Source organism: Eubacterium sp. MSJ-33 (genome assembly GCF_022174665.1).
Classification (GTDB): Bacteria; Bacillota; Clostridia; order Lachnospirales; family Lachnospiraceae; genus Coprococcus_C.
In genome coordinates, this window is the sequence record NZ_CP076562.1 from 2,700,919 (window position 1) to 2,713,644 (window position 12,726).

10 protein-coding genes are annotated in these 12,726 nt (G+C 42.2%); 9 read left to right on the forward strand and 1 reads right to left on the reverse strand.

Annotated elements, in window-relative coordinates:
• Nucleotides 1–2 precede the first annotated feature (2 nt).
• The 8 genes from fusA to KP625_RS12575 all read left to right on the forward strand — a co-directional run bounded on the left by fusA (nucleotide 3) and on the right by KP625_RS12575 (nucleotide 10,338).
• On the forward strand, nucleotides 3–2,120 hold the full coding sequence (fusA, locus tag KP625_RS12540; protein ID WP_177982257.1) for an elongation factor G: 2,118 nt from the start codon (nucleotides 3–5) through the stop codon (nucleotides 2,118–2,120).
• A gap of 145 nt (nucleotides 2,121–2,265) precedes the next feature.
• Nucleotides 2,266–3,453 (forward strand): elongation factor Tu, encoded by a 1,188-nt coding sequence (tuf, locus tag KP625_RS12545; RefSeq protein WP_238298197.1) that lies wholly within the window; start codon nucleotides 2,266–2,268, stop codon nucleotides 3,451–3,453.
• 289 nt (nucleotides 3,454–3,742) lie between these two features.
• Entirely contained in the window at nucleotides 3,743–4,309 is a 567-nt protein-coding gene (locus KP625_RS12550; protein ID WP_238298199.1) for a TetR/AcrR family transcriptional regulator, read from the forward strand.
• Nucleotides 4,310–4,481: 172 nt separating this feature from the next.
• Nucleotides 4,482–6,275 (forward strand): oleate hydratase, encoded by a 1,794-nt coding sequence (locus tag KP625_RS12555; protein WP_238298200.1) that lies wholly within the window; start codon nucleotides 4,482–4,484, stop codon nucleotides 6,273–6,275.
• 210 nt (nucleotides 6,276–6,485) lie between these two features.
• Nucleotides 6,486–7,499, forward strand: coding sequence for a DUF6892 domain-containing protein (locus KP625_RS12560; protein ID WP_238298202.1), 1,014 nt, complete (start codon nucleotides 6,486–6,488; stop codon nucleotides 7,497–7,499).
• Nucleotides 7,500–7,771: 272 nt separating this feature from the next.
• A complete protein-coding gene (locus tag KP625_RS12565; protein WP_238298204.1) occupies nucleotides 7,772–8,788 on the forward strand; it encodes a hypothetical protein in 1,017 nt (338 codons plus the stop codon).
• A 63-nt stretch (nucleotides 8,789–8,851) separates the two neighbouring features.
• Entirely contained in the window at nucleotides 8,852–9,724 is an 873-nt protein-coding gene (locus KP625_RS12570) for a DUF6033 family protein (RefSeq protein WP_238298206.1), read from the forward strand.
• An 11-nt stretch (nucleotides 9,725–9,735) separates the two neighbouring features.
• Nucleotides 9,736–10,338, forward strand: a complete 603-nt coding sequence (locus KP625_RS12575; protein WP_238298208.1) for a hypothetical protein — start codon at nucleotides 9,736–9,738, stop codon at nucleotides 10,336–10,338.
• 9 nt (nucleotides 10,339–10,347) lie between these two features.
• On the opposite strand, the gene KP625_RS12580 is transcribed toward KP625_RS12575, so the two are convergent.
• Complete coding sequence (locus KP625_RS12580; RefSeq protein WP_238298209.1) at nucleotides 10,348–11,136, reverse strand: helix-turn-helix domain-containing protein; 789 nt, start codon at nucleotides 11,134–11,136, stop codon at nucleotides 10,348–10,350.
• Nucleotides 11,137–11,281: 145 nt separating this feature from the next.
• On the opposite strand from KP625_RS12580, the gene KP625_RS12585 reads away from it, so the two are divergent.
• Nucleotides 11,282–12,640, forward strand: a complete 1,359-nt coding sequence (locus KP625_RS12585; RefSeq protein WP_238298211.1) for an MATE family efflux transporter — start codon at nucleotides 11,282–11,284, stop codon at nucleotides 12,638–12,640.
• The last annotated feature ends 86 nt before the right edge of the window (nucleotides 12,641–12,726 follow it).

Genomic DNA, 12,726 nt, shown 5'->3' on the forward strand with positions numbered 1-12,726 from the left:
CCTTGGCTGGAAGAGAATATCCACTTGATAGAACAAGAAACATCGGTATCATGGCACATATTGATGCTGGTAAGACAACTCTTACAGAGAGAATTCTTTACTATACCGGTGTAAACTATAAGATTGGTGAGACTCATGATGGCGCTTCTACCATGGACTGGATGGAGCAGGAGAAAGAGCGTGGTATCACAATCACATCTGCTGCTACAACATGTCACTGGACATTAGAGGATCATCATAAGAAGAAGCCAGGTGCTTTAGAGCACCGTATCAACATCATCGATACTCCGGGACACGTAGACTTTACTGTTGAGGTAGAGCGTTCACTTCGTGTATTGGACGGAGCGGTTGGTGTATTTGATGCAAAGGCTGGTGTTGAGCCACAGTCAGAGAACGTATGGCGTCAGGCTGACACATACAATGTTCCACGTATGGCATTTATCAATAAGATGGATAAGATGGGTGCAGACTTCTTCATGTCTGTACAGACAATCATTGACCGTCTTGGCAAGAATGCAATTCCTGTACAGATTCCAATCGGACAGGAAGATGACTTCATCGGACTGATCGATCTGTTCGAGATGGATGCATACTATTATAAGAACGATGAGGGTACAGATATCGAGATCACAGAGGTGCCTGCAGATTTGAAGGAGCTTGCTGATAAGTGGCATGAGAATCTGGTAGAGAAGTGTTGTGAGCTTGATGATGATCTTATGATGCAGTATCTTGAGGGTGAGGAGCCATCTGTCGCTGATATGAAGGCTGCACTCCGTAAGGGTACAATCGCAAACGAGGCAGTTCCTGTATTCTGTGGTTCTGCTTACAAGAACAAGGGTGTTCAGAAGATGCTCGATGGCGTTATCGAGTACATGCCTGCTCCTACAGATATCCCTGATATCACAGGTACAGACGAAGATGGTAACGAGGTAACTCGTCCTTCATCTGATGAGGCTCCATTTGCAGCACTTGCATTTAAGATTATGACAGATCCTTTCGTAGGAAAGTTAGCATTCTTCAGAGTATATTCCGGTACATTGAACTCAGGTTCTTATGTACTGAACGCAACAAAGGGTAAGAAGGAGCGTGTAGGACGTATCGTTCAGATGCATGCAAATTCCCGTACAGAGATCGACAAGGTTTACTCTGGTGATATCGCTGCAGCAGTTGGATTCAAGGTTACAACAACCGGTGATACAATCTGTGACGAGCAGCATCCGGTAATCCTTGAGTCTATGGAATTCCCTGAGCCAGTTATTGAGCTTGCTATCGAGCCAAAGACAAAGAATGATCAGGGTAAGATGGGTGAAGCTTTGGCAAAGCTTGCTGAAGAAGATCCTACATTCCGTGCACATACAGACAAAGAGACAGGTCAGACAATCATCGCAGGTATGGGCGAGCTTCACTTGGAAGTTATCGTTGATCGTCTTCTCCGTGAGTTCAAGGTTGAGGCAAACGTTGGTGCACCTCAGGTTGCTTACAAGGAGACATTTACAAAGGCTGTTGATGTAGATAGCAAGTATGCTAAGCAGTCTGGTGGTCGTGGTCAGTATGGTCACTGTAAGGTTAAGTTCGAGCCTATGGATCCAAACGGCGAAGAGCAGTTTATTTTCGAGTCAACTGTTGTCGGTGGTGCTATTCCTAAGGAATACATCCCAGCTGTTGGTGAAGGTATCGAGGAAGCAGCAAAGGCTGGTATTCTTGGCGGATATCCGGTACTTGGTGTTAAGGCAAACGTTTATGATGGTTCTTACCATGAAGTCGATTCTTCAGAGATGGCATTCCACATCGCTGGTTCTATGGCATTCAAGGATGCTATGGCAAAGGGTGGAGCAGTGCTTCTTGAGCCTATCATGAAGGTTGAGGTTACAATGCCTGAGGAATATCTCGGTGATGTAATCGGTAGCCTGAATGCAAAGCGTGGACAGATTCAGAGCATGGACGATATCGGTGGTGGAAAGATTGTTAAGGCATTGGTTCCACTTGCAGAGATGTTCGGTTACTCTACAGAGCTTCGTTCTTCTACACAGGGACGTGGTAACTACTCTATGTTCTTCGAGAAGTATGAGCAGTGTCCAAAGAACATTCAGGAGAAGGTTCTTGCAAACAAGAACGCATAATTTATCTGCAAACTGTATTTGTAGTATAAAATAAAAAAATTGCTTGAAAATATCGCTATATTTTAATATAATGATTTTTAGCCGAGTAAACGCCCGGAAAGGGCAATAAAATGCCCGGAGGGGCTATATTAAGGAGGAAATTATAATGGCAAAGGAAAAGTTTAACAGATCAAAGCCACATTGTAACATTGGTACAATCGGACACGTTGACCACGGTAAAACTACTTTAACAGCTGCAATTACAAAGGTATTGGCTGCTAGAGTTGCTGGTAACACAGCTACAGATTTCGAGAACATCGATAAGGCTCCAGAAGAGAGAGAAAGAGGTATCACTATCTCTACAGCTCACGTTGAGTACGAGACAGAGAAGAGACATTACGCACACGTTGACTGTCCGGGCCATGCTGACTATGTAAAGAACATGATCACTGGTGCTGCACAGATGGATGGTGCTATCCTCGTTGTTGCTGCAACTGATGGTGTTATGGCTCAGACAAAGGAGCACATCCTTCTTTCTCGTCAGGTAGGTGTACCTTATATCGTAGTATTCTTGAACAAGTGTGATATGGTTGACGATGAGGAACTTCTTGAACTCGTTGAGATGGAAGTTACAGAGCAGCTTGAAGAGTATGACTTCACAGATTGCCCAATCGTTAAGGGTTCTGCTCTTAAGGCTCTTGAAGATCCAATGGGTCCTTGGGGTGACAAGATCATGGAACTTATGGATACAGTAGATTCTTACATTCCAGATCCTCAGAGAGATACAGATAAGGACTTCATCATGCCTGTTGAGGACGTATTCACAATCACAGGTCGTGGTACTGTTGCAACTGGTAGAGTTGAGTCTGGTGTTATCCATATTAACGATGAAGTTGAAATCGTTGGTATCAAGCCAGAGAAGCAGAAGACAACTGTAACAGGTATCGAGATGTTCCGTAAGCTCCTTGACGAAGGTCAGGCTGGTGATAACATCGGTGCTCTTCTTCGTGGTATCAAGAGAGAGGATATCGTACGTGGACAGGTTCTTTGTAAGCCAGGTTCAATCACATGTCATACAAAGTTCACAGCTCAGGTTTACGTTCTGACAAAGGACGAGGGTGGTCGTCATACACCATTCTTCAACAACTATCGTCCACAGTTCTACTTCAGAACAACTGATGTAACTGGTGTATGTAACCTTCCAGCTGGTACAGAGATGTGCATGCCTGGTGATAACGTAGAGATGACAATCGAGCTCATCCACCCAATCGCTATGAGCCAGGGTCTTACATTCGCTATCCGTGAGGGTGGTAGAACTGTAGGTTCAGGAAGAGTTGCTTCTATCATCGAGTAATACTGCAACGACTTTGAGTCGAGCGTATATTTGATAAAATAATAAAGCCGAGAGTATGCTTGCATACTCTCGGTTTTTGTATTTTATCTGCATAGACATTCGAAGAATATCTATGCGCTTGTGATTGTGCAGCAATCGCAAGATGTATACGTAATATAGGGCGTGAGCCCGCGAGACAAACACGCGAAGCGTGGTTGTCATAGGCGGCTGAGTGTATTATAATTTTATATTAGTCAAAGCTATGTTTGGCAGGTGAAAACAGCGGAACACATAGGAGGTGTCAGGCAGCATGAGCAAGGCAACGACAAAGTTTGCAATCGCATTTGCGTTTAAGGAGTTATTATTAGAAAAATCAATTGATAAAATAACAATCAATGACATTACGGAAAAATGTGGGATAAACCGTCAGACTTTTTATTATCATTTTCATGATATATATGAGTTGATTGAATGGATTTGCGAAACAGATGCAGAGCATGTCCTGAAACAGAATAAAACATATGATACGTGGCAGGAAGGATTTCTGGCAATATTTCATCTGCTGAAAAAGGACGAACCTTTTGTTGTCAACATCTATCATAATGCTCCGCGAGGATATATTTACCGCTATTTGTATAAAGTAACATATCAGCTGATATATGATGTACTCGAAGAAAAAGCGGAAGGTATGGTCGTGCGGGAAGAGGATAAAACATTCATTGCGGATTTTTACAAATATGGGTTTGTTGGACTGGTGTTAGAATGGATTGACAAGGGAATGAAGGAGGATCCGAAACAGATCATAGAAAGATTGAATGCATTGATTCAGGGATCTTTCGCGCATGCATTGAATAATGCAAAACTGAACAAGAACTGATTGCGACAAACCCCGTAGTTTGTCGTATATGGATGCAATGTAAGAGGATTGTCGCTTTCTATGACAGTTCTCTTTTTTTGTGCATAGTAGGAAGAAGATTTTATGGATATACTGTGTATATGGAAACAAAGAAAAATGTCACAGTTTAAACAAAAAAAGGAGTGTGTTTATTATGTATTATTCAGCAGGAACTTATGAAGCATTTGCAAGACCAGAAAAACCGGAGGGGGCTGACCGGAAATCAGCATATATCATTGGAACAGGATTAGCGGGGCTTTCTGCCGCCTTTTATCTGGTGAGGGATGGGCAGGTAAAGGGAGAGCGTATTCATCTCCTTGAGAAGCTGGATCTTGCCGGAGGCAGCTGTGATGGAAGAAAAGATGTCCGAAAAGGCTTCTACATGCGTGGCGGAAGAGAAATGGACAACCATTTTGAATGTATGTGGGATATGTTCCGGGATGTTCCTTCGATAGAGACACCAGGCGTCTCTGTCCTGGATGAGTATTATTGGTTAAACAAGCATGATCCGAATTACTCCCTTTGCAGAGCTTCTGAGAAATGCGGACAGGATGCACATACAGATAAGAAATTTACACTTGATAAGGATTCAGCCCTGGCACTGTCAAAGCTGTTTATGACACCGGAAAAAGATTTGGAGGATAAAAAAATCAGTGAGGTATTGCCGGATTCCTTCTGGGACACGAATTTCTGGCTGTACTGGCAGACCATGTTTGCATTCCAGAGATGGTCATCTGCATTGGAAATGAAACGGTATTTATGCAGATACTGCCATCATATTGATGGACTTCCGGATTTTTCTGCACTCCGTTTTACGAAATACAATCAATACGAGAGCATGATTCTTCCGCTTATAAAATATCTCGAAAGCCATGGCGTGTCGGTCGAGTATGGCATGGATGTCAAAAATGTTGTCATCAAAGATGAAAATGGTAAAAAAACTGCCACACAGATTGTATATGAGAAGGATGGAAAACCTGGTACAATTGATTTGATTGAGGATGATCTGGTTTTTATAACAAATGGATGCTGTACAGATACTTCCTGCTATGGAGATCAGAATACAGCGCCGGATTTGAGCCGGATTAAAAACGGTGCAGGTGAATCGTGGGATTTGTGGAAGAATATTGCTGCGCAGGCAAAGAATGGTGAGTATGGTAATCCGGATAAATTCTGTGATGATTTTGAAGCAACAAACTGGATGAGTGCAACTGTGGAAACCTCGGATGAAGAGATTATCCAGAAGATTATCAGCATTTGCAAGCGGGATCCGAGAGAAGGAAAGGTAACAACCGGTGGAATTGTGACAGTGAAGGATAGTACCGACAACTGGTATCTTTCATGGACAATCAATCGTCAGCCGCAGTTTAAAGCGCAGGATAAAAATACAGTTTTGATCTGGGTATATGCACTTACAACGAATAAAGAAGGAAATTACGTAAAGAAGGCAATGCGGGATTGTACAGGTGAGGAAGTTTGCCGGGAGTGGCTGTATCACATTGGCGTGCCGACAGATCAGATTGACGATTGGGCAAAAAATCGCTGCAATACAACAACCTGCTTTATGCCATACATCAATGCGTTCTTTCAGCCAAGAAAAGAAATCGATCGTCCGCTTGTTGTTCCGGAAGGCGCTGTTAATTTTGCATTCCTGGGACAGTTTGCGGAGACACCGAGAGATACTATTTTTACGACAGAATACTCCATCCGTACGGGTATGGAAGCAGTTTACACACTTATGAACGTAGATCGTGGTGTTCCGGAAGTGTGGGGTTCTAAGTACGATGTGCGGGAATTGCTGCGGGCCGCATATTATGCAGTTGATAAAAAGTCGATTGATGAACTTCCGCTTTCTCTCAAGGAAAAGGTTATCTTAAAGAAAGTAATAAAAACTGTGGAAGGAACCGATCTGGAGATTTTGCTAAAGGAAAGTGGATTACTCCGGTAAGAGAGGTTATTCATTGATATGGATTTAAGCAAAATGTCTTAGACGACAATATAAGTAAGAGCAAGGAAAGAGGAAGCATGTGCAATGTTTCCTCTTTTTTGTGCAATTTGCCCTTGATTCTGATTATTGTTTGAAGATTATAATTGTTATGGTACAATAAATGTATTCGTAAATTCCTATTTAACATTGAAAGAGGGGGTGCAATAAGCAATGAATCAGGTAGAGGTTTTGGATAATGGTGTAGTATTGAATGGCAATTTGCTGACATTCCCACTTTCCTATGAAGATATACGTGCATTATTCGGTGAGGCTCGGATAAATGTTCAAAGTGATAATCATTTTGAATATTTCTATGATGAGCTGGGAATATCGTTTGAGGGGGCAACTGCATATCTTCGGAACTTAAAAAAACAGAAAGCTTATATAGATGAGACGCATAATATTACATCTATGACGATGTATGTTACAGGGAAAAAGGTATTCGCAGAATCAAAGACAGAAAAATGTTATATTGGTGGACTAAAAGTCTTAAATCAAAATATGTCACGCGACAGATTATATCCATATATTCTAGGCTACGGCTATAATTCAGAAATTAAGGATGAGCAGGGGAATATGGTTCGGCAGATTCATATGGATATTGTTCTGAAGGTAGAGGATGAATTAAAGAGAAAAGATATTCCGGTCTATAATGGTGATCAAGTTCTATTAGATGTATATATCGGATTCAAACCAGAACGTCCAAAGAGTGATGAAAATTACAATATCATGGTTCCGGATGAACCTTGCCTGATATTTGATACATTTAATTTTAAGCTCGCCGTAATACAGGAGCTCATGTACAATCAGGAAGTCTTGAAGCCGTATTTTGATATATACGATTATATGATTTTCAAAAAAGCACATTGGAATCTTGGAACAGATAAAAATGTACGCGCCGCGGTAAGCTTCTTTAAGGAATTACCGATTCCGGCAAGTCTTGCAGGGCTGGTCAAGGAAATTAATATGGATGGTTCCGACGAAATCTATATGCAGATAGCACCAGAGTGGGACGGAAGAGACGAAAGATTTGATTTCAGAAAAGTAACAAAAGCGGAGATGGAGCAGTTCCCAAATCTGAAGAAAATGCTCATTTTTGGAAATGAACGTGACGCAGAAAGTCTTAGAAAAGTATGTGATCCGTTGGGGATTGAAGTGGAACCTATGGCTTGTACGTCTGTTTAGATTAGACGAGATATATTTATATATTCTTGGCTTTTATTTATATTACTTGAATTAAAAGGTTAACCAATCCCCTTCCCAATCCGATAACATACATATAAAAGCTCAAAAGGAATTGAGTTCAAAAAACTTCAAGGATGAAGTAATAAGGTTTTCAGAGGTATAGGGGATTACTATACCTATTTCTGTATTATTTCTTTACCCTTGTAGTGGGCTTATTTCCTATGTGAAAATGCGTAATTTATAGTTGTGATAAAAAGATCGGAGCCTGTATCATGGAAACGCAGGTGAAACAGTATAAATCGGGAGGTGAGACGATGTATACAGGAACGATTCAAAGTCAGGTCAGTCTGCAAATGCTGGATCTGAAATGGCAGAAAAAGAAACAGGATATCAACAGTAAGAAGGATACAGAGGGTATGACGCAGGATGAGATCCTGTTGGACAATCTGGAACGACAGGCGCAGACGGAGAGGGAGCGTTCTGCGACCAGTGAGCTGTATACGAAGTTGAAAACCGGCGGAACCTTGACGGAAGAGGAAATCGCATATCTGAAAGAACATGATCCGGAAGCACTTGCGGAATATGAGAAAGCGCAGACGGAGAAGAAAGCGTATGAAAACGCACTGAAAAATTGCCGGACAAAGGAAGATGTACAACGACTCAAATTGAACCGCATGGGAAGCTTTGCGGCACAGGCGAAGGAAATCGCAAGCAATCCGTATATTCCGGAGGACAAGAAGGTAGTGCTTATGCAGCGGCTGAATAATGAGGTGTGCATGATCCGTGATGCACATCAGGCGTTTGAGAAGAGCCGGGCATATGAGGAGCTTCCGGAGGAACAAGAGCTGCGCAGGGAGGCGGCGGAAGAACAGGCGGATGAGACGAAGGCACGTATGGATGCGGAGAATACAGATATAGAAGGACAAGAGGATGTAAAGCCTGAAGATAGTGAGAAACAGATGAAGGTGGAACTAGCAGAAAAAGACGGACAAATGAATGAGATACAGTCGGACACAGAACATATAGGTAAACAGAATTTGACTAAGGAAACAAACGACAATTCTATTTCTAATATAGAACCAACATACACAGAAGAAGCAGTAACATCAAAAACACAGCACAAAACAACTACATCCAAATACACGAATACACAAGTTTCTGCAAGAAACAGAAATATAGAAACGAAACCACAAACATCCCCACAATCATTCACGGAGATATCCGAGGATATAGAACGATTCCTGCGGCGCAATCACAGTGGCCGGGGAAGCTTTACAGCACGAGCATAGAAGAAGCAGGTATGAATGAAGTTCATACCCGGAATTGATTATTATACGAAGGGAGAGAAACAAATGGCAAATTTATATGGAGTATCTGCATATCAGCAGACGAACAGCACGTGGAACAACACCCGCACGAATAACACGAAGACAGACCGGAAGAATGCGGAGAAAACAGATGCACAGAAAACAGAGACAGACAGCGTGAAGACAACGACCTTCAACCCAGCCGATACGACAGGTTCGCTCGTCCCGACAACGAAGAGTGGATATGGGACGGTGATTGGAAATGTGGAACTGTCTGACAAAGCGAAGGACTATTACAACAAACTGAAAGCCAAGTTTGGAAATATGGATTTTATACTTGTAAGCAAGGACATGAAATCGCAGGTGCAGGCAAATGCGGCGGCATATGGCAATGCAATCAAGCAGGTTGTACTGATTGACGATGAGAAAATCGAGAAGATGGCAACGGATGAGTCTTTCCGGAGAAAATATGAAGGAATTATTGCGATGTCACAGGCAAAGCTGCAGGAGGCAAAAAACAGTCTGACAAGCAGTGGTGCAAGCGTAAATAACTTTGGTATGTCGGTTGACGCAAATGGAAAGGCGACATTCTTTGCAACTGTGGAAAAGGCGGCGAAAAAGAAGGCGGAAAAGAAAGCAGCAGAGAAGAAGGCTGCACAGAAGAAAGCGGAAAAGGCGAAAGATCAGAAGCTTGCTGAGAAAAAAACAGCAGAAAAGAAGGCCGATGAGAAGCGCGCGGAAGAATCCAAAAATGAAAAAACAACAACTGTAGATGAGAAGGAATACGTGCAGATCACAGTCGGTTCAATGGAAGAGCTGATTGACAAAGTTTCTTCTTATGCATATGGTAACTCTGAGCAAAATGTACTCACAGAAAGCGAAAAGAGTGTTGGACAGAAATTTGATTTCCGGGGATAGAGGTGACCGGTATGAAGATTGAAGATGCGAGAGTGCGGTACAACGTACAGATCAAAACCTACTACTCGAAGCAGAAGGAATTGTATGCGCGGAAACAGAAACTCGAAGAGAAGATAAAGACGACCGAGAATGGCGCGGAAGTTTACAAGGATGAGTCGGCGATTCTGGAGTTGCAATACAACGCTGTCGATGAGAAGAGACAGGAATATCAGGATTATATGGACAAACTGATGGAACAGTGGCGCATGATTTCAGACAAGATAGCAAGCAAACAGCAGTCGGACGCTATGGCAGATCAGGCAAAAGAAATGAACAAGATCATGCTTGTTGCAAGGCGGATTATGCATGGGGACAAGGTTCCGGCGAAAGATGAGAAAAAGCTGATGGAATATGATCCGAAGCTTTATATGATGGCAAAAAATGCAGCGGCAATGCTAGAGATGCGAAAACGCAAAGAACACAAATCACTGTGGGAGGATGAAGAAGAAAAGGAGCAGGTAAGCGCAACCGAAGAAGCAAATAATACGGAAGCATTTGCGGATGGACCAGAGGTTGTAGATGTGGAAACAACAATCAGCAATGCCACTGGGGAGCTTGATGCATCCGGAGAATAGGAAGGCTATTCAGGAGGTCGGTGAGTCGGACGGTAATGGAGAGATGAAATTATTATCGTATATATGCAGTTTGTATTGGCGTGGTGTCTGTCCCATAATGGATTTGAACGTTTTAATAAAATGGCTGGTCGAACTGAAGGCAAGGATATTGCCAATGTCGGTAAGGCTGTATTCAGAATAGAGGAGCATATTTGATGCTACCTCTATTTTTTTATTGGTAATATATTGCTGGATGGAGCATCCGGTTTCTTTCTTGAACAGACTGCTTAAGTAGTTTGGCGTTAAGTCGACTTCATTTGCCAGTTCTTCAACCCGGATTTTTTCGTGTAGGTGCAGGTAGATATAATCTTCGAGTTGTTTGACATATAAATTGTTCGAAGAAAGTTGATTTTTCTTTGTCTTTATAGAGGCGACCTGCTCAGTAAAATTCTGGATCATTTCTGTCTGTAACGAACAGACTTCATCGATTGACATACACAGATCCACACGCTGGATAAAAAGGTCGCTTAAATTATAGGCATCCTGAGGTTCCATTCCTCCACGGATAGCGTAGCGGGTTGTCAGGGTTGTAGAAGCAACAAAAAGATATTTGAATTGACGTATCGGATCATTTGAGAGCTTTCCGTTTCTGTTGCCACGAAACATTTTTTTACTTATCTCGATAACACGAGGGTCACCATTCATAACATAGATATATTGTAGAAGCTCCTCGTCATAGCCATGGTGGATGCGGTTGTCCTCACGTTGCAGGTAGGAGGCAATCGTAAGTTTTTTTTGAAAAGATGAATATTCACTCATAATTATAACTCCCCTAAAATATCGTAGATTTATGCTATTTATCATAGAAATATGATATATTTGCTTGATATCATAGTATAGAATTGCTGAAAAGACAAGCAAAAGAAAAATCATATAGATTAAAATAGGAGGTAGAAGCAGAATAATGAAGGCGAAATCAGTTTCTTTAATAGAAGGAAAAATCTTGAAATCCCTCGTGATGTTTGCGATTCCGATTCTGATCGGAAACATATTTCAACAGTTATACAATGTGGCAGATACCGCAATCATAGGAAATGTGCTGGGCGATCAGGCATTGGCAGCAGTTGGTGCAACATCGGCACTCTATTCGCTTGTAATTGGATTTGCAAATGGTATTACAAATGGATTTTCAGTCGTACTGGCTCGTGTGTTTGGCGAGAAGGACGAAGAAAAACTGAAACAGACGTCGGCATTGATTTACTTCCTGACTGTTATAATCTCCATCATATTGACTTTGGCAAGCGTGATTTCGCTGCATTCAATCTTAGTAATGCTGAAGACACCGGAAAATATATTGCCAAAGACAGAATCGTATTTGCACATCATACTCACATTTGCGATTGTTACGATGCTATATAATATGTTTTCCGGAATCCTTCGGGCGATTGGTGACAGTAAAACACCGTTGTATTTTCTGCTGCTATCATCTGCGCTGAATGTTGGATTGGATTTTCTGTTTGTGAAAGGACTGAACCGTGGGATTGGTGGTGCGGCTGAGGCAACCGTGATCGCTCAGATTGTTTCAGTATCGCTCTGTATCGTATACATATGGAAGAAATGTCCGGTGTTAAAGTTCTCTATGCGATATCTGAAATGGGATAAGGCGTTAGTAAAGGAATTGCTTTTAACCGGATTTTCGATGGGACTTATGCTGGTAGTTGTTTCCATTGGTTCCGTTGCATTGCAGAGTGCTGTGAACTCTCTTGGTGAGCAGATAATTGCGGCACATACTGCGGCAAGAAAAATTGATGAGATTTTTATGATGCCGCTTGGAACACTTGCCACGGCAGCAGCAACCTTTGCAAGTCAGAATTTCGGCGCAGGAAAATATGACCGGGTTTATAAGGGAATCAAAGACGCGGTGCTGATTGCCATTGGTTGGAGTGCCTGTGCGATCCTGATTGTGTTCGCCATCGGAAAATATATGGTGAAATGGCTGACGGGAACGTCCGATGCGGAAATAATAAGCAATGCACTTATGTACATGAAGATCAATATTGTATTCTTCCTTGTGCTGAGCATATTGCTTGTATTACGAAGCAGCCTGCAGGGAGTAGGCAGAAAAATTGTGCCGGTACTTGGAAGTGGCGTTGAGCTGATTTTGAAATTCGGTGCCGTGAACATTATAACGAATCGACTTGGGTATTTTGGTGTCTGTATTCTGGAGCCGATTATCTGGGGAATCTGTGCAATCATGGTATTGGTAGATTTTGTTGTATATCAGAAAACATATAAGAAGGTGCAGGCTGTGCAACCAGTGTAGAGCTACATAGATGCAGGAAAAAACAGGGCTTCCCATGAACGTGGGAAGTCTTTTTTTGTTGACAAAAATATATGGCTATCGTAGTG